Consider the following 21890-nt stretch of genomic DNA (forward strand, 5'->3'; position numbering starts at 1 on the left):
GACACCAGTGGAAGTGAATTTGTTCAGTTTCCTCTGAAAAAGAGGACATTTTTCGCGTATGAAACATATATTGTATAGAAGCGGAGAACGGGCAGAAGCGGATTAATCGGGGGCGGGACCATATGAAAGTGAACACAGGTGAACCGGTGGGTAGCGGGATGAAAATTTCGGATTTTCAAACTAAAGATGTTATTAACATTACGGATGGCAAACGTCTGGGTCAGATTAGTGATTTGGAGCTGGATCTGAAACAGGGACGAATCGAAGCGATTGTTGTGCCGGGTTATAGTCGTTTTATGGGGCTGTTCGGCGGGGAACGGATCTGATTATCCCATGGAGAAACATTGTGAAGATCGGTTCGGATGTCATTTTGGTTAAAATGGATGAAATGAAGGAAACTACCTATGATGAGCGTGACCGTGAAGCCCGCTTGTATGACGAACAGAACAACCGCATGGACCGGGCGGAACGAATCGAACGGCTAGATCGCAGCCAGCGCCGAACGATATAATCGAGACAGAACGGGGTTCATTTGGTACACTGGAAGTTGTGAGGTGAGAGGATGGAGCCGTTTATTTTGGATAAGGAAATACGGTCGGGAAGCCAGAACTCTAATTGGGGTCCTGACCCGTTGTTATTATATGTGGAGCCGTGGAAACTGGAGTTTAAGCATGTGAAAGCCGGTTTTACGACAAGGCAGGGTGGTGTCGGAAGCGCGCCTTACGCCAGTCTCAACTGTGCCTATCATGTTGGGGATGATCCGGCTGACGTGCTACATAATCGTAAACTTGTAGCTGAAAAGTTGGGTTTCCCTTTGGAATCCTGGACTTGTGGAGAACAGGTACATGGGAAACATGTAACTGTAATTACAGCTGATGATCGGGGCAAAGGTTTGCTGGATCGGCAGTCTGCATTGCAGGATACGGATGGTTTGGTCACCAATGTGCCTGGTGTGCTGCTGACTTCCTTTTATGCAGATTGTGTACCCCTTTATTTCTATGACCCCGTACAACAAGCGGTGGGGCTTGCTCATGCGGGATGGAAAGGTACAGTTGCAGGTATAGCCGAATCGATGGTTGAAAAGATGGAGCAGGAATATGGAAGTCGCAGACAGGATATCCGTGCTGCAATTGGTCCCTCGATTGGGGATTGCTGTTATGAAGTGGATGAAGCAGTTATGCAGCATGTACGAGTTTGGCTGGATCATTCCTCGGGTAATGATGAATACAAGAACTCTGCATCAAATCAAGTGTATCGGCCAGCCGGAAATGGCAAAACGATGTTAAACTTGAAAGAATGCAATCGACACATTATGATGAAAGCAGGAATATTGCCGGATCATATCGAATGTACAACTTGGTGTACAAGCTGCAATCCCGAGCTGTTTTTCTCATATCGTAAAGAAAATGGCATTACCGGGAGAATGGCGAGCTGGATTGGGCTGGAAGAGAGGTGACCCTCTGTGTCATTGGAGGAGCGTATACAACTGGTAAATCAGAAGATCGAAGCCGCGTGTCAGCGCAGTGGCCGTCAACGTGAAGATGTGAATGTGATTGCTGTCACGAAATACGTCTCACTTGAAACAACGGGAGCTGTGCTGGACCACGGTCTTGAGCATATTGGCGAAAACCGCTGGCAGGATGCACAAGCGAAATTTGAAGCATTCGGTCAGCAAGGTACCTGGCATTTTATCGGTCATTTACAGACGAATAAGGTGAAGGACGTCATCGGTAAATTCCGTTACATACATTCACTGGATCGTTTGTCCCTGGCCAAGGAGTTGGATAAAAAGGCGGCGTCTCTTGGCATCCAAGTGGAAACACTATTGCAGGTGAATATTTCGGGTGAAGAAAGCAAGTATGGCTTGCAGCCTGAACAGGTGAGTTCTTTTTTACGTGAAATCAGTTCGTTCAACAACCTGAAGGTCATCGGTCTGATGACCATGGCACCCCATGAGGAAGATCCGGAGCTTACACGTCCTGTATTTCGCGGACTGCGCGAGCTTAGAGACCATTTGAATGGACAAGCTCTGACGGCAGAGCCATTAACCGAGTTGTCTATGGGCATGTCCAATGATTTTGAAGTGGCGATTGAAGAAGGGGCAACCTGGGTTCGGCTTGGATCGATTCTCGTAGGAAAAGAGGAGGGTTCACAATGGGCGTAATGAATAAGTTTATGAATTTCCTCGGGCTACAGGAAGAGGAAGAAATTGTGGAACGTGAGCGTATGGCGGCACAAGAGGAACATGATCCTGATCAACAGGAAGCTGAAACCTCAAGTCTCGATAAACGTAGAAACCAAAGGGGGAATAATGTGGTGAGCATTCATTCCCAGAAAAATGTTAAAGTCGTCCTTTATGAACCGCGTTCTTATGACGAAGCACAGGAGATCGCTGACCATCTGCGCTCCCATCGGACAGTTGTGGTTAACCTGCAGCGAGTGCGTCAGGATCAGGCACTGCGCGTCATTGATTTCTTGAGTGGCACAGTATATGCACTGGGCGGCGGTATTTCAAAAATTGGTGGCAACATTTTTCTCTGTACGCCAGATACGGTTGAAATTCAGGGAGCAATTACGGAAATACTGGCTGACAGCGAGCAAGATTATAACAGAATGAGGTGAGCCACTTTTGCAACAGGTTGAAGTTGTATTGTACACGCTATACCAGATTTATTTTTACATGGTCATTGTCTACATATTGATGTCATGGCTTCCCAACGCACGGGAAAGCTTCATCGGTGAATGGCTAGGTAAGTTGGTGGAACCATACCTAAGACCTTTCCGTCGATTTATTCCGCCTTTGTTCGGTATGTTGGATATTTCACCGATTGTGGCGTTAATCGTTCTGCAACTTGCGCTTAATGGGCTGATCTCCATCCTCCGATACTTTGTATATTAGGGTAGGGTGAACATAGATGAGCGGTGAAATTTACGAGCATTTTAGTCATGACGAGCGGGATTTTGTGGATAAAGCCTCAGACTGGGTTGAACGTGCAGGCAAGTTTCATGACATGAAGCTAACTGACTTTCTTGATCCCAGACAGGCCTTTATTTTACAAACACTTGTTAACCGTCGAGATGATGTACAGATTCGTCTGGATGGTGGTTATGAAACAGCTGAACGTAAGCGTGCGCTGATTGCACCGGATTATCGGTATCTGGACGATGAAGATATGGGTATGCAGGTGATGAGCATTACGTCTGACGATCAGAAGATTAAAGAGCTGGAGCATGGGGACTATATGGGTGCCCTGCTCGGGCTTGGCATGAAACGTGGCAAGATCGGTGATATTCAAGTGCTGGAGGACGGGTGCCATACGGTGGTGGCGTCGGAAACCGGCGCTTTTTTATCGCTTCAATTGAACCAGGTGCACCGGGTACATGTGTTTACAGAGCTACTGCCATTGGATCAGCTGAAATGGTCCCAAAGTAAACTGGAGACGATGGATATTACCGTGGCTTCCCTGCGTTTGGATGGCATCTGTGCAGATGTGTATCGGCTTAGTCGCAGTAAAGTTCTGGTCCCGATCAAGGCTGGTCGCTGTCGTGTGAATTGGAAAGTGGAGGAAGACCCGTCCAAATCACTAAAAGCTGGCGACGTGGTTTCCATTCAAGGTTTTGGTCGATTCAAGGTGCTGGAACAGGATGGGTTGACCAAAAGGGACGCTGTCGCGTAAAAATCGGCAAATTTGCCTAAGTGTGTTGCAGGAAAACCCGCTTTCTTGTCGAAATGTTTAAGGTAAAGGTGCAAAAAACATTCGGTGTTTCCGATATACATTAAAGTGCAAAGGTTGATATGATCGCTAAAGGATCAGAGTCTGATCCTGCATTCCGTATTAGTTGCCAGAATTGGGCATCTCATATACGGCCCCTTGGGTGGAACCCATATGCTGCAAACCTTCTCGTCCGGGAAGGAACTTTTACAGGAGGTGGACAGCATGCCATTAACGCCGCTGGACATACACAACAAGGAATTTTCCCGACGCTTGCGCGGGTATGACGAGGATGAGGTCAATGAATTCCTGGATCAAGTCATCAAAGATTACGAAGGCGTCATTCGCGAAAACAAAGAGCTGAGCAATCAGTTGCTGTCCGTACAGGAGAAGCTTGATCATTTTGCAACGATTGAAGAGACGCTGAGCAAAACGATTATCATTGCGCAGGAAGCTGCGGATGATGTGAAGAACAATGCGAAAAAAGAAGCACAGTTGATCGTGAAGGAAGCCGAGAAAAATGCGGACCGGATCATAAACGAATCATTGTCTAAATCACGCAAAATTGCTTTGGAAGTCGAAGAGCTGAAAAAGCAGGCGTCCATCTACCGTGCCCGTTTCCGTACACTTGTGGAAGCACAGCTCGAACTGCTGACTCAGGATGGTTGGGAAGCGCTGGAGAGCCGGGAACAGGAAGTCCGTGACCGTGAGCGGGAAATGAAGGAAATTTATTAGTCTATCCGCCTGGTTGACTTTTACCTGTAAAGAGGCTATAACTATATTCATAATGAATAGTGATTCCATGACGGGTTCAGTACGTTATGATCTCATCCCTCAGAGAGTTGGCGTTTGGTGCAAGCCAATGGATGAGTTATAGCCGAATATCTCCCCGGAGAAGTGACGCTGAAGCGGTGAATTAGTTGCCGTGTGTAAGCGAAACCGTGAGCCGAACGTTATATCGGCACCCTGCTGTAGTGAAGCGGGGCATAAGCGCTGTTGATGACAGAGCATACCCAATTTATATTGGATGTGGTTTGTGATGAACAGAATTAGGGTGGTAACGCGAGTATAACCTCGTCCCTTTCCAGGGATGAGGTTTTTTTGTGTCCAAAAAAAGCAGCGAACGCCCATGAGGCCCGAAGGGACCTCAAGGAGAGAGCCACTCGCCGGAGGAGCGAAGCGTCCGGCAACCGGGCTCCACCAAGGCGAACGCCCATGAGGCCCGAAGGTGCCTCAAGGAGAGAGCCAACTCGCCGGAGGAGCGAAGCGTCCGGCAGGGGCCTCACCAAGGCGAACGCCCATGAGGCCCGAAGGGACCTCAAGGAGAGAGCCCATCGCCGGAAGAGCGAAGCGTCCGGCAGCCGGGCCCTCACCAAGGCGAACGCCCATGAGGCCCGAAGGGACCTCAAGGAGAGAGCCCATCGCCGGAAGAGCGAAGCGTCCGGCAGCCGGGCCCTCACCAAGGCGAACGCCCATGAGGCCCGAAGGGACCTCAAGGAGAGAGCCACTCGCCGGAGGAGCGAAGCGTCCGGCAGCCGGGCTCCACCAAGGCGAACGTCCATGAGGCCCGAAGGGACCTCAAGGAGAGAGCCACTCGCCGGAGGAGCGAAGCGTCCGGCAGCTCCCCTACGTAGTAAGGCCCGGCGGCGTTCCCGGAGGGGACAGCCGCAAAAGGGCCGACTCCAACATATACACCTTCTCAAACGCCACCGCAGTCCCGCCAAAGACAACCCATCCCGGGTGTCCAGAGGGCGGAGCGCCTATGGGGTCCCCCTTGGTAAGGGGGATTTAGGGGGATTGAAACGCTTTTTGTGGACGGTCCACAATCTAACACAGTTGAAAGGAAGATAATTATGCAACGAGTTGACGTCAAAGAGAAAGCACGCGCCAGAGAACTACGCGTGTTAAACAAATGGAAAACCGAGAATACATTCAAAAGATCCATCGAAAACCGGGAAGGCAAGCCGAACTTCGTATTTTACGAGGGACCGCCAACGGCCAACGGTAAACCGCATATCGGTCACGTACTCGGACGGGTCATCAAAGATTTCGTGGGACGTTATAACACCATGAAGGGTTATCGCGTCGTTCGTAAAGCAGGCTGGGATACGCATGGTCTGCCTGTAGAACTGGGTGTTCAGAAAAAGCTGGGGATCTCCCACAAGTGGGAAATCGAAGATTACGGCGTGGAGAAATTCATTAACGAATGTAAAGCGAGTGTGTTCGAATACGAGCAACAATGGCGTGATCTGACGGAAGGGATCGGCTACTGGACGGACATGAATAATCCGTATATCACACTCGACAACAATTACATCGAAAGTGTGTGGAACATTCTGGCGACGATTCATGAAAAAGGCCTGCTGTACCGTGGTCACCGTGTGAGTCCGTACTGTCCTTCTTGTCAGACGACACTTAGCTCCCATGAGGTAGCGCAAGGGTACAAGGACGTCAAGGACCTCAGTGCTACGGCCAAATTCAAGCTGGATGACAGCGGCGAATTTGTGCTTGCCTGGACAACGACGCCTTGGACATTGCCATCACACGTTGCGCTGGCCGTGAACCCGGATATGGATTACTCCCGTGTTCGTCAGGAAAACGAAGTGTATATCATGGCGACCAATCTGGTTGAAAAGGTTATGAAGGACGCCAAAGGTGAATATGAAGTTATCGGTTCCCTGAAAGGGTCCGATCTGGTTGGTAAAACGTATAATCCTCCGTTCAACTACGTGCAGGCTGAGAAAGCAAACATCATCCTGGGCGCTGGATTTGTAACCGATGCAAGTGGTACAGGGATTGTACACATGGCACCTGCTCATGGTGAAGATGACTATCGTGTATGTCGTGAGAATGGCATCAGTTTTGTGAACATGGTGGACCTGGAAGGCAAGTTTGTGCCGCAGGTAACTGATTTTGCCGGACGTTTTGTGAAGGATTGCGATATTGATATCGTTAGATACCTGTCGGAAAAAGGACGTTTATTCAGCAAAGAAAAATATGAGCACAGCTATCCGTTCTGCTGGCGTTGTGATACACCTCTTCTGTACTATGCTATGGACAGCTGGTTTATCCAAACAACAGCAATCAAGGATCAACTGATCGCCAATAACAGTGAAGTAGACTGGTATCCAGGTCACGTTCGTGATGGTCGCTTTGGCAAGTTCCTTGAAGATCTCGTAGACTGGAATATCAGCCGTGACCGCTATTGGGGAACGCCACTGAACATCTGGGTGTGTGAAGAGACAGGTGAACAATTCGCCCCGCATAGCATCGCTGAACTGCGTGCTCGTGCTATTGGCGACGTGCCAGAGAATCTGGAGCTGCATAAGCCGTATGTAGATGACGTCAAAGTCATGAGCTCTTGTGGCAAATATGAAATGAAACGTACACCGGAAGTGATCGATGTCTGGTTCGACAGCGGCTCCATGCCGTTTGCCCAGCAGCACTATCCATTTGAAAATAAAGAAACATTCGAACAGCAATATCCGGCAGATATGATCTGTGAGGGAATTGACCAAACGCGCGGGTGGTTCTACAGCTTGCTGGCCGTATCTACACTTTTGACAGGCAAAGCGCCTTACAAAGCAGTTATGGCAACAGGACACGTTCTTGATGAGAATGGACAGAAGATGTCCAAATCAAAAGGCAACGTTATCGATCCATGGGAAGTGATTGAAGAATACGGTACAGATGCATTCCGCTGGGCTTTGCTGTCTGACAGCGCACCATGGAACAGCAAGCGTTTCTCCAAAGGTATCGTGGGCGAAGCGAAATCCAAAATGGTGGATACGCTGGTCAACACTCATGCATTCCTGACGCTCTATGCTACGATTGATGGATTTGATCCACAAGAGCATCCGTTCAAGCTGTCTTCACACAACCTGGATCGCTGGATCTTGTCAAGACTGAATAGCCTGATTCTCGTTGTAGAAAAAGCGCTGGCTGTTAACGACTACTTGAACTCTTCCAAAGCTATTGAAGCATTTGTGGATGAGCTCAGTAACTGGTACATCCGTCGTTCCCGTGACCGTTTCTGGGGCAGCGGATTGACAGAAGACAAACTGGATGCCTACCGTACATTGACTGAAGTGCTGGTAACTACAGCCAAGCTCGTGGCTCCGTTCACACCAATGCTTGCAGAAGATATCTATCTGAATCTGACTACTGGTGAGAGTGTGCACATGGATGATTATCCGGTTGCCAATGAAGCGCTGATTGATTTGGATCTGGAGCAGGATATGGAGACAGCTCGCCGAATCGTTGAACTTGCCCGTAACGTTCGTAACGAAACAGGCATCAAGACACGTCAACCGTTGTCCGAACTGATCGTTTCTCTGGATAAAGGTTTCAATCTGGCAAGTTATGAAGAGATCATCAAGGATGAGATCAATGTCAAAAGTATTCGTACCGAGCATGATGATGCGGACTTCGTTGATTTCACTTTGAAGCTGAATCTGAAAGTAGCAGGCAAAAAATACGGTAAAAACGTAGGCTTCCTGCAGAACTTCTTCAAGGGAATGTCAGCGGATGAGACTCGTAAAGTGGTAGCAGAGGATGTGCTAAACGTCGTTTCTCCGGAAGGTGAGGAGCTGCAAGTGACGGGTGAAGAATTGCTGGTGGAGAAACAAGCCAAATCCGGTTTTGCCTCGGCATCCGGCTATGGTCTGACGGTAGCTCTCAATACGGAGATCACAGCAGAACTCGAACAAGAAGGCTGGGTCCGTGAAGTCATTCGTGCAGTTCAAGATACACGGAAGAAGCTGGATCTGCCAATTGAGAAAAGAGTTCGTTTGACGCTGGATGTGGACGCTGCTCTTCAAGCAGCGATTCAGGCCTTTGATCATGTGCTGCGTGAGAATGTGCTCGTTACCGAAGTAACCTTCGGAACAAATGATTCGATGCAACGAATTGAAGCCGGAGGCAAAGCCATCGGTGTATATATCGAGGGGTAATACAGTAATTTTCACGTAAGGCGGTCCTGGAGAAAGGATACTTTGTCAGACTTTAACGGAGACAGAGTAACTCTATTTCAAATAGGACAGTATATAGAGACAGAAATGCCAACGAGCCTCAGATGCAGGAGAAGAATCCTGTGTCCTGGCTCGTTTGGTTTTTCAGCAAATGGGCAATGATTTCTATTGTGCAGACACTCTATATACATCAAAGGAACTGAGTAAATTATGAACGAACAGGATAGCCGATCACCATTGAATTCAGAATCCACGCATTCCAAGAATGCAGAGGACAAAATTGAAGAACTTCATACGCTCACCAACCGGCTCGCCAATGAGCTCGAACGTTCGCGGATCGCGCAGTACACAGAATTGCTGAACCGGCCATGGAAGCTGATTGGACTTAATCTGTTGTCCGGAGCAGCACGCGGCGTGGGGATTGCAATCGGGTTTACCTTTTTTGCAGCCACGATCATTTATGTGTTACAGGTTCTTGGGGCTCTTAATCTGCCCATTGTAGGTGATTACATTGCAGATATTGTGCGAATTGTGCAACGACAGCTGGAGTTGAACACATATTAGTCAGTCAAGTGATCAATACGAATCGTCCGAATCGAAATCCGGTTCTAACAGTCCTTCGCCTTCACGGTTCTCCAGATACTGTCGATATTGCCGATTGCGCACGATGGACACATCATGACCGTAGATATCGGTGGCGACAAAGCTCTCATATGCTTCAACGCATCCCTCGACTTCGTCTGTGGCTTCAATCGCCATAACATCATAACTGTCGATGTCCCGTCCCTCAGCCATGGATGGCGTGTTGGAGGTACCCCAACTTTCAACAATCTGCCACGCATCTTCGCCGTCGAAGCCGTTCTGGTCATCCCGTTCATCCAGGCTTGTGCGGCCAAAGGCCGGAGCGAGGAATTCTTCCTCGACAGGACGATTTTCGGAGACAACGGTTTCGGGTTGATGCTTTTTGCAGTACTTGGTGTAAGGAACAGCTTGCATGCGTTCATAAGAGATGGGCTGCTGACACACGGCACAAATCCCATAATGGCCTTCATTGATGGAATGCAGAGCAGAATCAATGCGCTCCAGTTGAAATTCATCATGCTCCAGCAGCGAAATATCCTTTTCGCGTTCATACAATTCGGTAGCGATATCACCTGGATGGTTATCAATCGGTGATAATTCACCTGTCTGGAGTTTCATGGAGTCACCAAGACCATAATGTTCGTTTTGCTCCAGTCTATGTTCAATATCACGCTTTTCGGTTATCAGTTGGGAACGTAACAATTGCAGTTGTTTGGCAGTGAAATGTGACATCGTTTTCCCCTTTCTGTTCCGTGTGGACTCCGGTTTTTGTCTCTGTTGTAGGATGTACCATTTCGTGCAGAATTACAGAAGGCAAATGTTATCGTTTTTGCCATCCGGACTGCGGCGTACCGCGTCGTGGACGATTTCCAAACAGCTGTGCTACAATGAACAAGTCTGGCGTTAAGCCTGGTATCGTTTGGAAAAGACAAGAACGGAGTGACAAACAAACGTGGTGTATTATATCCTCGCTTTTATCGTATTTTTAGTCGATCAGGGAACGAAGTTCCTAATTGCAACCCGGATGGAACTTAGAGATGAAATTCCGGTGATTGGCAATTTTTTTGTCATCACATCACATCGCAACTCAGGTGCAGCCTTTGGTATTTTGCAGGATCAACGCTGGTTCTTTATTGTGGTTACGCTTGTAGTCGTGGTGGCTTTGGTTTGGTATTTGCAAAAGGTGAAAGATACTCCGCACAAATTGCTGCCCGTGGCGCTTAGTTTGGTGCTGGGGGAGCCATTGGTAACTTCCTGGATCGGGCTCTGACCGGAGAGGTTGTCGATTTTATCCAGCTTAATTTTGGAAGCTACACGTTTCCCATTTTCAACATAGCCGATTCGGCGATCTGTATCGGTGTGGTACTGATTATTGTGGAAACGCTGCTTGAAGGACGGCGCGAGAAAGCTGCCGCAAAGGTCGAAGGGAATGAACATCATGAGTAAATCGCAAAATGAAGAACAAATTAACGGAGATACGTCAACGCATGACGATGAACTCTTGAATGGCAATGATCGTATGGAATGGACGGTTGCCGCAGAACATAATAGGGAACGAATTGACAAATATATTACAGAATCCATGGATAACGTATCGCGCTCTCAAGTTCAATTGTGGATCGGAGACGGGTTCGTAACGGTGAATGGGGCTAAAGTTAAAGCCAACGCCAAATTATCTGAAGGTGATCTGATAGAGCTTCTGATTCCTGAGCCGACGACTGTGGAGATTATTGCTGAAGACATTCCGCTTGAAGTGGTATATGAAGACAGTGATTTGATCGTTATTAACAAACAGCGTGGCCTGGTTGTACATCCAGCACCAGGGCATACGTCGGGAACACTTGTTAATGCACTGATGTATCACTGTAAAGATCTCTCAGGCATTAACGGCGAGTTACGTCCCGGTATTGTGCATCGGATTGATAAGGACACCTCAGGTCTGATTATGGCTGCCAAAAATGATCGTGCTCATGCCTCGTTGGCCGCTCAGCTCAAAGAGCATAGTGTGAATAGACGATATATTGCACTCGTTCATGGGCATCTTAGTCACGATCAGGGTACGATTGATGCACCGATTGGTCGAGATACCAATGATCGCAAAATGTACACCGTTACAGAGCGGAACAGTAAACATGCGGTCACGCATTTTACTGTCACGGAGCGCATCAATGACTACACGTTATTGGAACTGAAACTGGAGACAGGGCGTACCCACCAGATTCGTGTTCACATGAAGTTCATTGGTCATCCGCTTGTTGGAGATCCGACGTATGGTCGTAATAAAGGGATCAAAATGCAGGGACAGGCTCTGCATGCTGCGATTCTCGGTTTTGTACATCCAACGACCGGAGAATACCTTGAGTTTACAGCGCCGCTTCCGCAGGATATGGAAGATGTTCTGGCCTCACTACGTAGTCGCTGACAGCTCGAGAAAGTACAAATGTTCGGATAATTTGTCCATGGTTTTGAACGCGCAAATGCTTCATATTAAAGTGTAGAAATTTGCGTCAAATGAGGAGATGAACAAAATCATGAGTATCGATAAATATCAGGAAACGTACATTCAGACTAATTTTGCCGACCGTATTGGCGGCTCCAACTATGGTAAAGACACCAACATTTATAAATTCGAGAAAATCAAACGTGCCAAAGCTTCGGCTAAAAAAGATTTTCCTAATGTAGAACTGATTGACCTCGGCGTAGGTGAACCGGACGAGATGGCAGATGCAGGCATCGTAGCTGCATTGGCGGAGCAAGCCTCCAAACCAGAAAACCGTGGTTATGCGGATAACGGTATTCCGGAATTCAAGGAAGCGGCTGCTGCTTACCTGAAAAATGTATTTAATGTAGAGGGTATTGACCCATCAACTGAGATCGTGCATTCCATCGGTTCCAAGCCGGCTTTGGCTATGATGCCTTCCTGCTTCATCAATCCAGGTGATGTAACGATCATGACGGTGCCAGGATATCCGGTTATGGGTACACACACCAAATACCTGGGTGGGGAAGTATTCAACATTCAATTGACCAAGGAGAACAACTTCCTGCCTGACCTGACGGCCATTCCGGAAGATATCGCAAAACGTGCGAAGTTGCTCTATCTGAACTATCCGAATAACCCAACGGGTGCGAGTGCAACGGTGGAGTTCTTTACGGAAGTGGTTGAATGGGCGAAGAAATACAGCGTTGTCGTTGTGCATGATGCTCCATACGCAGCACTGACATATGACGGCAAAAAACCGTTCAGCTTCCTGTCCGTACCTGGTGCGAAGGATGTTGGCGTAGAGCTTCACTCCTTGTCCAAGTCCTACAACATGACAGGCTGGAGAATTGGTTTTGTAGCAGGTAACCCGCTTGTTGTAAAAGCATTCAGCGACGTAAAAGACAACAATGACTCCGGTCAGTTCATCGCGATCCAGAAGGCTGCAGCCTATGGATTGAACCATCCGGAAATCACGGAAAAAATCGCGGAGAAATATTCCCGTCGTCATGACCTGCTGGTAGCTGCACTGAACGAGCTGGGCTTCCAGGCTGAGAAACCTAAAGGTTCCTTCTTCCTGTATGTTGAAGCGCCAAAAGGGATTGTGGGTGGCCGCCGCTTTGAATCCGGCGAAGACTTCTCCCAGTTCCTGATCCGTGAGAAACTGATCTCTTCGGTACCTTGGGATGATGCCGGTAACTTTGTTCGTTTCTCCGTTACCTTTGAAGCTAAAGGGGAAGAAGAAGAGAAACGTGTTATCGCTGAAATTAAACGCCGCCTGAGCGACGTGCAATTCGAATTTTAATTTAAGTTCACATCATCATAATGATGTAGCTAAAAGAGACCGGAAACGGTCTCTTTTTTATGCAAAAAATTATAAATTCTTCCTGTAATCCCTTTACAAAATTATACAAGCAACATATGATTAAATCTTTACGTTATGTATTTAGTCAGAAGTTGCTTTTGAAGGGAGTTATGGAAATTGTTATCATCTCGTACCAATACCGTGTCCACACCTGCTGCAGGAACAGGTAGTACCTTTTCAGGTTTGCTTAAACTGTTGAGGCCGAAACAATGGACCAAAAATTTGCTATTGTTTGCCGCACTGCTTTTCTCTTTTGAGGAAATTCGGACGGAGACCATTCTATCGACTTTGTTAGGTTTTATTTTATTTAGCCTGGTTGCAGGCTGCGTTTATATTTTAAACGATTATGTAGATCGCGACAGAGATCGTCAGCATCCGGTGAAGATGTTCCGTCCCCTTGCTTCTGGACAGGTCAACCCGGCTCACGCTTTGGTATTCGGAGTTCTGCTGCTGATTCTTTCCGTCGGGACAGCCTTTGTGATAAACCCGTTATTCGGAGTGTTATGTATTGTTTATTTCCTATTGAATGTGTCGTATTCATTTGTGCTGAAACATCTCGTTATTTTGGATATGATGACTATTGCGGCTGGATTTGTGCTTCGTGCGATTGCGGGTGGCGTGCTGATTCATGTGCCATTTACGCCGTGGTTCCTCATTTGTACAATGCTGCTGTCCTTGTTCCTGGCTATTGGCAAACGGAGGAATGAACTTACCCTGCTTGAGGGAAATACTGGTTCGCACCGTAAAGTTCTGGATAACTATTCAATTACGTTATTGGATCAGTTTAATACCATTGTCACAACCGCGACCATTATCAGCTATTCGCTTTTTACGTTCACATCCGATCGCACCATTCATTTAATGTGGACGATTCCATTGGTCATATACGGCATGTTCCGCTATCTGTATTTAATTCATATGAAGAACCAGGGTGGTTCGCCAGATCGAGTTCTATTTGAGGACAAGCCTATCTTAATCACGGTCATTTTGTATGTCATCAGTGTTATTTTGATTTTTGCTATTTTTGAATAAAAGTTAGAGTCTGGAAGGTAGAGGGGATCAGGGTGAAAAGCACGAAAGTCGCCATCTTTGATATTGATAAAACGATTATACGCAGAGATTCCATGTTTCAGTTTGTACATTACGGCGTTCGGCGTTACCCGTGGCAGGTATGGAGATTGCCTGTCATTGCATTTCATACCGCGCTGTTCAAGGCAGGTCTGATGAGCGTTGAACGTGTTAAACGTTCCTATTTCAAGAGCATTGAGCGCATGTCCGAAGAAGATCTGGAGCATTTTTTTGATACGCGACTCCGTACTGCCATTTTTGCGGAGGCAAGTGTAGAGATGCAGCATCGTAAGGAAGCCGGTTACCACGTATTACTGGTGACTGCATCTCCGCATGCCTATATGAAATATTTTAAAAACTTCCCTTGGGTGGATCATGTCATAGGTACCGATCTGGTTCGTCACCCGAATGGCTATACCTGTAGGATCGAAGGCAGCAATTGCAAAGGGGATGAGAAGGTTCGCCGAATTCAGGCCTATCTGGATGAGAAAAAGATGGTGATTGATTATGATCAGTCCTGCTCCTATTCCGACTCCTTATCCGATCTTCCAGTGATGCAGTTGGTAAGTCAGCGATACTTTATTAACAAGCGCGTGCCAGAGATGGAGGCATTGTCGTGGGGAGATAAAAGGGCGCCATACAGGCAAGCTATTGATGTTGGTCTCCGCCTTTCTTACAGCGACGGGCCAACTGTTCTGGAAGTGGGGTCTGACTGAGTGGATCTATTTGGGCATCGGCTTTCTTTGTTATGGACTGGGTGCCATTTTGATGATCAAGGCGTTTGCTTTGGAAAAACTGTCTGTAGCCTATCCTTTGATGTGTGCCAGCTACGTGTTTGCGCTGATCTATGGATATTTTTTGCTAGGAGAAGAAATTACGGTGCAGAAGCTGGCGGCTGTCGTGCTGCTTGGAATCGGGGTGACATTGACCAGTGTTGATCGATAGCTGGATGATTGCTGTACTGATCGCAATGACCCTGTGTGGAGCGATGGGAGGAGCGGGTCTGAAAGCCTACGCCACCAGCCGCAAAAAGCTGCATGTTCTAATAGGGCTTGGATTCTATGGTACAGGTGCGCTGCTGAACATTGTATTGTTAAAATTTCTTCCATTAACGGTTGTACTGCCTGCCAATGCGTTAACGTATGTGTGGACGCTCGTTATTGCGCGGTTGGCATTTAAGGAGAACGTGGGTCCTTTGCGTTGGATAGGTGTCACTTGTATTATGGGCGGGTTGTGTTTATTGGTTTTCTAGAATAATTGAAACTGGATGTGAACGCATGAGATTTTTGGACTACATATTTGTTAATCGCAGAACCAATCGGACGGCATTTTGCCTGTTTGCAGGTTTTGCTCTTTTTTACGGTCTGATGAATGGCCCTTACGTGACGTACATTGCAGATCACGCAGAGCTTCTAGGGTCATACACGCCATTTAGTACGGCGCAGTTCCCACTTAATTTATTTAACTTTGATCCTTCCATGTATTATGGAGCCAACAGTTCTTCGGTTATTCATCCGTTAATTTCATTTCTGGCGGTGACGCTTGAAGCAGGTGCTCAATTACTGGGCGGAAATTGGTTCTTTCTTATCCTGCAGTCGCTTGTGAATGCGGGCTCGGTTGTGCTGGTATTTCTGTTCTTGAATCAAAAAGATAAACAAAGCACGACACCGTTACTTTTCGCTTTATTATTCGGTTTTAGCTCCTATCTGATGTTTACTGCATTGATTCCGGACTCCTATCCGTATGTACAGTTTGTTATCCTGTTCTCTGTGCTGTACATGCAATACACCCGTGAACGCAAAGATGTCCGTTACATCCCGAATGCGCTGCTGGCATCCATCAACTTCGGATTGACGTCGACCAACATTGTACCATTTGCGGCCGCCATGTTTTTCAATTTGCGGACGTGGCGTAACAAGTCGGGTTGGAAAAGTATATCGGAATCATGGCGCTGGCCGTTGCTTTCATCGTAGTATTGACAGGGATTCAGTACATCGCGTTTGGCGGTCGCAGTTGGGTCAGCAATTGGTTGCTCGGTATTCAAAATGGGGAACAAGCTATGCCACTCCATTCCAGTTCGCAGTTCATTGGAAGGCTCTAAGCTTGCTAACGATTAATCCGATGCTGTCACCGAAAGTTCATTTGCTGGACCCGGGCATGGTAGCGTTTGTAACGGACCTGTCCCGTTCCAATCCGATCTATGTGCAGCTCACGGGGATTTTTATCCTGTTGCTAGCGCTCACTGGGTTTATTAAGGGCATCCGTGAACGGGAAGTGTGGACTCTTGCGCCATACATTCTGTTTGCATTTGTACTTCATATCGTTGTTGGTTTCGGGCTGGCGGTATTTCAATACGATATGTACCTGTACGCAGGACACTATCTGTTTGCGTTTTTCCTCCTCGGTGGGGCTTTGTCATCGGTCTTCGTCAGGGGCTGGGGAAAAAAGTGTTAATAGGCTTGATTATGCTATGTATTCTCGTTACTGCAGTCAACAATACCTATCGTCATGTAGAAACATTAACAACGATTAAGCAGTCCTATGTTCAATTGGAACAGGAACGTACAGTGAAATAATCAGACATTTTAATTATTCTATACAAAGAGACAAGGCCATTGGATTTACAGTCCAATGGTCTTGTCTCTTTGAGCATGATTCATTCGGTATGTGCAGGTTGGTTTAAAAACAAAAGACCCTCTGCATTCATGACACAGAGGGTCGCTCGGACGATTTAAGCAATAATTTTGGTCTTCTTGGCATTCTCGGCTGAACGTTTGGTGAGACTGCTGAGTGGACGTTTCAAAGCGAGGGCAACAATGAGACTCAGTGCGATGAACATGCATAACCACAGAATATCCTTGATGGCCGTCGACCACAAGATGCCGCCGACCGACTCACGCAGCAGACTGATCGCATACGTGAAGGGCATGAACGGATTCAATGCCTGGAAAAAGGGCGATGTCATGCTGATCGGGAATGTACCGCCCGAGCTGGAGAACTGGAACACCATGAAGATGATGGCGATCCCTTTGCCGATATTCCCAAAAACGGACAGCAGGGTGTACGTTATGGTGACAAACACGGCACTCACCAGCATGGCAAACAGGACAAACCACAGCTTATCTGCGACGTATGTTCCGAGAATCAGGATGTCTCCCAGGCTGACACATACCGCTTGAAGCAATCCGATGGTCAGAAAAGTACCAAGACGTCCGAGATACAACTCATATCCCCTGAACTTGCCTTCTGGATTTTCAGCTTCGGCACGAAGCAGGGAAATCAGCAGCGTTGAACCGACCCACAAGGACAGCACGCCATAAAATGGTGACATGGCCGATCCATAATTCGGAATCGGGTAAAGCTGCTGTTCCTTGATTTGTACTGGACTTGCAAGGAAAGCACTTTCTTCTTCAATGTCTCCGCGCAAAAGCTTGGCGAGTTCGGCAAACTGGTTATTGCCTTCCACTTCCCTAAGCTTGTCTGCAGCCTTGCTGATAGCACTTTCCAATGCGGGCAGGTCATCACGTACAAGCGTGGCAACACGATGTACTCCTTTTTCGACCTCTGGCAGCTGGTTCTGTACAAAATCGGATGCCTTGCCGATCTGTTTCTCGGCATTAGGCAGATCGTTCCGAACAAAATCAGCTGCTTCGTTCAGCTTGATTCCCAGCTTGGGCAGATCGTTCCGAATTAATGAAGACACCGTGTTCAAAGCTTGGATAAAGCCTTCACTTTTGTTCGCGAGTGTCTCCGATATTTCATGGATCTTAGATTGTATCTGAGGCAGTTCGCTCTGGATTTTCGTCAACTCGGTCTGCCCAAACGTAATCCCTTCTTTGGCTGACGCAAGAATGTCCTTAATATCCGGAATTCGATCTCTGGCCCCCTGTAGTGCATCTGCTGAAGTGGAGAGGATAGACCTGAGTTTATCCGCACCAGCCGCAAGTGCAGGTGATATTTCGCTATCGTAGGTGTTCAGGATATTGCCAATGCCGCTGCTAATGTCCTTGGAGAGGGCATTTAACTGAGCGATGACGTCTGCAGGCGGAGTTGTATTGCGACGCATCGCATCACTGATGATCCCAGCCAGGCGGATTTGCAGCTGAAGTTTATCAGAAATGGTGTTCAGTTGCGTTATTTTATCGCTCAGTGGATGGCTAGGAAGCAAATTGTTGATTTTGCTGAGTAATTCCGCCATACTGTCAACGAGTTTTACCGCAATCCCCAAGCGGGCAGCGATCCGGTCCAGATCTTCTGGTGTCGGCAGCTTGTTAAGATCCGTATTTTGCAGTTGCCCAAATACATCTCCTGCAGCGTTTGCGATTTGCTGCACCAGCAGCAGGTTTTGCCGGATCGCCGGGCCTATAGCCTGAAACGCTTCTTCACTGGAATCTACAAACTTATTCAAGCCTTCGGCCAGCTCAATCCCGTTACCAGCGATTTGGGATACTTTGTCCAGATCTTGCTCTGCGGCGGTTACGATAGACAGAGCTTTGTCGGTTTTGTCCAGGGCCGTTTGAATCACACCTGATACCTGACCAAAGTTTGCATCCACTTCCCGAATACGTTCTACGGCTTTTTGAATATCGGGAATCCGTCCCTGAATAGCCAACACCTCGGATGCCGCATCATTAATTTGTGGCCAATACTCCTGCACCTTGAGCACATACTGTGCGGCTTCATTAATTTCGGGCAGTTTTTTTTCGATTTCGACGATCTTTTGAGCATCTTTGACAATACCAGGCATGGCTTTTTCCACTTCCAGTACCTTTTGACCTGCGGACTGTATAGCCGGAAGATTTTTCTCCAGCGTGAAAATGCCATTCTCCATCTTGCGCAAAGTTGGAAGCTGGGCATTGATTTCAACTCCGGCTTCCTTCAACTTGGTTAGAACAGCCTGACTGACGGCTTCAGTAAAATTTTCATTGATTTGTGTTGTTATCGCAGATACACCGGAGCCTGTGATTTTTGGAGCAATGGCATTAACCTTCTCATTAACGGTATAGATTACCTCTGGGCGCTCCAGCTTCCCGTCAACAATGCCTGTAATTTTGGATGAAAAGTCCTCGGGAACGAGTAGGCTTGCATAATACTCTCCGGTTTGCACACCCCGTTCAGCCTCAGCCTGATTGACAAAAGTCCATCCCAGTTTTTCATTCTGTTTCAGGCTGGATACCAGTTCGTCCCCGATATTGACGCTGGTTCCCGCAACAGTCGCACCTTTGTCCTCGGTTGTCACCGCAATTTTGATCCCTTGGGTGTTACTGTACGGGTCCCAGACAGATTTTACGTTAACCCAGTCATACACTCCCGGCAGTAAAATAATAGCCACAATTAGAAATATACCTGTGGGAACCTTCAAAATATGTAACCAGTCTGTTTTGTAAATGTGCCAAATGTGACGCATAACTTCCTCCTAAATGTAAATAAATGTAGATCTTATCTTATTTCTATGTCGCATATTTGTAAATCCTTATGTATATCGGCTTTATTGCAGCTTCAATGAATTGTTTCATGTTTATAAACTTTACCCATTTCACAGCGTACTAATGCAGAGCCTTTATGTATTCCGTGTTTCTGGACGTTGAACTCTAGAATTTGAAGATATGGATTACATTAAATATGTTATTAAAACTTAAGGCAGTTAAGGCTAAACTCACCGAATGTTTTAAAAGGGAGGGCTCTGTCTCCACGTTGAAAATAGTCGGAGGATTATTTTGGCGGTAATATTCTCCTTAATTTCTTATGGATAAATATACAGTTTTATTGTATAATTATGAATAACGAATGAGATGTGATGTGTTTGGATGTTTTTCAGCCGAACTGCTGATTCTAATAGGAATACAGTAGAGGAATTTCGCCTGTGATGTTGAGGTGTTGACAGGGAGTTGTCTTTCTGTCATAATTCATGAAGATAAACGGACATATTGAATACAGAACCCTGTGAGGTCCTGCAATATGAACGACATGAATAGCACCTTTAAATCAGTCCCGTGAGACTGGCAAGGTAACGTGAACGATACATCGTTTTTTTGCTGCGGCAAATGAAGCGATGCATCCCGAGAGTAAACTTTCTTCAGAGCGGTCTGAAGTTCGGAGACTCCTTGCCAATAAACACGGCAAGGAGTCTTTTTGTTCTCCTCGTCACGGGGCCATGATCTGAAAGGTAAATCCTGAGGAGGCTGAACGCATGAGCACAGAGACACATGTCATTATGGATGAAACCGCGATCCGCCGCGCATTAACACGGATTGCCCATGAGATTTTGGAAAAAAACAAAGGCATTGAGGGCTGTGTACTGATCGGTATTCGAACACGGGGTGTATACCTAGCAGAACGGATTGCCGCCAAGATTGAAGAAATCGAAGGTACACCGATCCCTTGGGAGAGCTCGATGTGACCCCTTATCGCGATGATCGCTTGGATGAAAATAAAGCGAATCGCAAGGAACTGTTGACGATGACCCCTGAATCACTTTCGATTCATAACAAAAAAGTGATTTTGTTCGATGATGTGCTCTATACCGGACGGACGATTCGCGCAGCGATGGATGCCCTGATGGACTGTGGAAGACCACAGAACATTCAGCTGGCAGTTCTCGCGGATCGTGGACACCGGGAACTTCCGATTCGACCTGATTTTATCGGCAAGAATGTACCGACTTCCAAATCAGAGGAGATCGAGGTTGCACTCATCGAAACGGACGGAACGGACGAGGTCAAAATCATTCAGAACCGGGGGAACAGGCATGATGATTACACAACCTGCATTGAAGGACCGGAGCTTGCTTGGCCTTAAGGAACTTAGTCGTGATGAGATCGAATCCATTCTGAACAGAGCAGCACACTGGGAAGCCCAGAAGGAGAAGCTGGTTCCAGTACTGGAATCGCACTTTGTAGCCAACATGTTCTTCGAGAACAGCACGCGCACTCGCTTCTCGTTTGAGATGGCTGAGAAACGTCTGGGTGCACAAGTGCTGAACTTCACGGCGGCTGCATCAAGTGTGGAGAAAGGTGAATCCATCTATGATACGGTACGCACACTGGAGTCCATGGGCATTGACGCTGGGGTAATCCGCTTGAAACCATCGGGTGTTTTACAACAACTGGCTCAGAAAGTAAATGTTCCACTGGTGAATGCCGGAGATGGGAATAACGAGCATCCTACACAAGCGCTGCTGGATCTCTACACGATGCGGAAGGCATTTGGTGAACTGAAAGGTTTGCGTGTGTCGATCATCGGAGACATCCTGCACAGCCGGGTAGCCCGCTCCAATCTGTGGGCACTGCAAAAGTTTGGTGCGGATGTGCGCTTCTGTTCGCCGCAAACGATGCAGGCACCGGAGCTCGCAGAACACGCGCCTTATGTTGGTCTGGAAGAAGCACTCGATGCGGATGTAGTCATGATGCTAAGAGTTCAACTGGAACGTCATAAACACGGCCTGATTACTTCGGCTGAGGATTATCGCGAACACTATGGATTGACGGAAGAACGGGCGTCACGCCTGAAACCAAGTACCATTATCATGCACCCTGCTCCTGTGAACCGCAATGTCGAGGTAGATGACGCGGTAGTGGAGAGCGCAGCATCGCGGATCTTCCCGCAGATGACTAACGGTGTTCCGATCCGCATGGCGGTCATGGAACGCGCGATGAAACTGTAACAGGGTCTGGCTGTGGGTCATAGGCTGACGGGACGGAAGTTCTTATAGA

The 21890-nt window shown here is 47.4% G+C and carries 18 protein-coding genes, 4 pseudogenes and 1 other annotated feature; of the genes and pseudogenes, 20 read left to right on the forward strand and 2 right to left on the reverse strand.

The window, feature by feature from the left end; translation table 11 throughout:
- The first annotated feature begins 158 nt into the window (after positions 1–158).
- The 9 genes and pseudogenes from ACTWJ7_RS12810 to ACTWJ7_RS12850 all read left to right on the forward strand — a co-directional run bounded on the left by ACTWJ7_RS12810 (position 159) and on the right by ACTWJ7_RS12850 (position 9247).
- Positions 159–511 (forward strand): annotated as a pseudogene (locus ACTWJ7_RS12810) (YlmC/YmxH family sporulation protein).
- A gap of 51 nt (positions 512–562) precedes the next feature.
- Positions 563–1456 carry a peptidoglycan editing factor PgeF gene (gene pgeF / locus ACTWJ7_RS12815; RefSeq protein WP_301877905.1) on the forward strand — a complete coding sequence of 298 codons (894 nt, stop codon included), beginning with the start codon at positions 563–565 and terminating at the stop codon, positions 1454–1456.
- A gap of 6 nt (positions 1457–1462) precedes the next feature.
- Positions 1463–2164 (forward strand): YggS family pyridoxal phosphate-dependent enzyme, encoded by a 702-nt coding sequence (locus tag ACTWJ7_RS12820; RefSeq protein ID WP_079349608.1) that lies wholly within the window; start codon positions 1463–1465, stop codon positions 2162–2164.
- Positions 2155–2622, forward strand: coding sequence for a cell division protein SepF (locus tag ACTWJ7_RS12825; protein WP_024628406.1), 468 nt, complete (start codon positions 2155–2157; stop codon positions 2620–2622). The genes ACTWJ7_RS12820 and ACTWJ7_RS12825 overlap by 10 nt, the downstream gene beginning before the upstream one ends.
- A gap of 7 nt (positions 2623–2629) precedes the next feature.
- Complete coding sequence (locus tag ACTWJ7_RS12830) at positions 2630–2899, forward strand: YggT family protein (RefSeq protein ID WP_024628405.1); 270 nt, start codon at positions 2630–2632, stop codon at positions 2897–2899.
- Positions 2900–2915: 16 nt separating this feature from the next.
- A pseudogene (locus ACTWJ7_RS12835) lies at positions 2916–3697 on the forward strand (YlmH family RNA-binding protein).
- A 241-nt stretch (positions 3698–3938) separates the two neighbouring features.
- Entirely contained in the window at positions 3939–4448 is a 510-nt protein-coding gene (locus ACTWJ7_RS12840; protein ID WP_024628403.1) for a DivIVA domain-containing protein, read from the forward strand.
- Between the two features lie 58 nt (positions 4449–4506).
- Positions 4507–4798: a binding site (T-box leader), on the forward strand.
- Positions 4799–5566: 768 nt separating this feature from the next.
- Positions 5567–8665 carry an isoleucine--tRNA ligase gene (ileS, locus tag ACTWJ7_RS12845; protein ID WP_079349779.1) on the forward strand — a complete coding sequence of 1033 codons (3099 nt, stop codon included), beginning with the start codon at positions 5567–5569 and terminating at the stop codon, positions 8663–8665.
- Between the two features lie 228 nt (positions 8666–8893).
- The gene (locus tag ACTWJ7_RS12850) at positions 8894–9247 is read left to right on the forward strand and encodes a DUF5665 domain-containing protein (RefSeq protein ID WP_024628401.1); all 354 of its coding nucleotides are present in this window, start codon (positions 8894–8896) and stop codon (positions 9245–9247) included.
- Between the two features lie 12 nt (positions 9248–9259).
- Here the strand turns inward: ACTWJ7_RS12850 and ACTWJ7_RS12855 are convergent, their stop codons facing one another.
- On the reverse strand, positions 9260–9997 hold the full coding sequence (locus tag ACTWJ7_RS12855) for a TraR/DksA C4-type zinc finger protein (protein WP_301877904.1): 738 nt from the start codon (positions 9995–9997) through the stop codon (positions 9260–9262).
- A gap of 220 nt (positions 9998–10217) precedes the next feature.
- On the opposite strand from ACTWJ7_RS12855, the pseudogene lspA reads away from it, so the two are divergent.
- From lspA to ACTWJ7_RS12900, 9 genes and pseudogenes are all read left to right on the forward strand, one after another.
- Positions 10218–10711: pseudogene (gene lspA / locus ACTWJ7_RS12860) on the forward strand (signal peptidase II).
- A complete protein-coding gene (locus tag ACTWJ7_RS12865; protein ID WP_301877902.1) occupies positions 10704–11687 on the forward strand; it encodes an RluA family pseudouridine synthase in 984 nt (327 codons plus the stop codon). The pseudogene lspA and the gene ACTWJ7_RS12865 overlap by 8 nt, the downstream one beginning before the upstream one ends.
- 109 nt (positions 11688–11796) lie before the next feature.
- Positions 11797–13050, forward strand: a complete 1254-nt coding sequence (locus ACTWJ7_RS12870; protein WP_024628397.1) for an LL-diaminopimelate aminotransferase — start codon at positions 11797–11799, stop codon at positions 13048–13050.
- 177 nt (positions 13051–13227) lie between these two features.
- Positions 13228–14142: a decaprenyl-phosphate phosphoribosyltransferase gene (locus ACTWJ7_RS12875; protein ID WP_443145505.1), complete on the forward strand. Its 915-nt coding sequence runs from the start codon at positions 13228–13230 to the stop codon at positions 14140–14142.
- 32 nt (positions 14143–14174) lie between these two features.
- Positions 14175–14894 carry an HAD-IB family hydrolase gene (locus tag ACTWJ7_RS12880; protein ID WP_443145506.1) on the forward strand — a complete coding sequence of 240 codons (720 nt, stop codon included), beginning with the start codon at positions 14175–14177 and terminating at the stop codon, positions 14892–14894.
- Positions 14833–15123 carry an EamA family transporter gene (locus ACTWJ7_RS12885; protein WP_090810048.1) on the forward strand — a complete coding sequence of 97 codons (291 nt, stop codon included), beginning with the start codon at positions 14833–14835 and terminating at the stop codon, positions 15121–15123. The genes ACTWJ7_RS12880 and ACTWJ7_RS12885 overlap by 62 nt, the downstream gene beginning before the upstream one ends.
- Positions 15110–15430, forward strand: a complete 321-nt coding sequence (locus tag ACTWJ7_RS12890) for an EamA family transporter (RefSeq protein ID WP_301877901.1) — start codon at positions 15110–15112, stop codon at positions 15428–15430. Before ACTWJ7_RS12885 ends, ACTWJ7_RS12890 begins: the two co-directional genes overlap by 14 nt.
- A gap of 25 nt (positions 15431–15455) precedes the next feature.
- Positions 15456–16151 (forward strand): hypothetical protein, encoded by a 696-nt coding sequence (locus tag ACTWJ7_RS12895; protein ID WP_443145507.1) that lies wholly within the window; start codon positions 15456–15458, stop codon positions 16149–16151.
- 40 nt (positions 16152–16191) lie between these two features.
- Positions 16192–16632, forward strand: a complete 441-nt coding sequence (locus tag ACTWJ7_RS12900; protein ID WP_443145508.1) for a DUF6080 domain-containing protein — start codon at positions 16192–16194, stop codon at positions 16630–16632.
- 277 nt (positions 16633–16909) lie between these two features.
- Here ACTWJ7_RS12900 and ACTWJ7_RS12905 read toward each other — a convergent pair whose 3' ends face one another.
- Positions 16910–19585, reverse strand: coding sequence for a YhgE/Pip domain-containing protein (locus ACTWJ7_RS12905; protein ID WP_301877899.1), 2676 nt, complete (start codon positions 19583–19585; stop codon positions 16910–16912).
- A 783-nt stretch (positions 19586–20368) separates the two neighbouring features.
- Here ACTWJ7_RS12905 and pyrR point away from each other — a divergent pair.
- A pseudogene (gene pyrR, locus ACTWJ7_RS12910) lies at positions 20369–20976 on the forward strand (bifunctional pyr operon transcriptional regulator/uracil phosphoribosyltransferase PyrR).
- The gene (locus ACTWJ7_RS12915) at positions 20930–21841 is read left to right on the forward strand and encodes an aspartate carbamoyltransferase catalytic subunit (protein WP_301878419.1); all 912 of its coding nucleotides are present in this window, start codon (positions 20930–20932) and stop codon (positions 21839–21841) included. Before pyrR ends, ACTWJ7_RS12915 begins: the two are co-directional and overlap by 47 nt.
- Positions 21842–21890 lie beyond the last annotated feature (49 nt).

This window comes from Paenibacillus sp. 1A_MP2 (genome assembly GCF_052244825.1).
Lineage (GTDB): Bacteria > Bacillota > Bacilli > Paenibacillales > Paenibacillaceae > Paenibacillus > Paenibacillus vandeheii.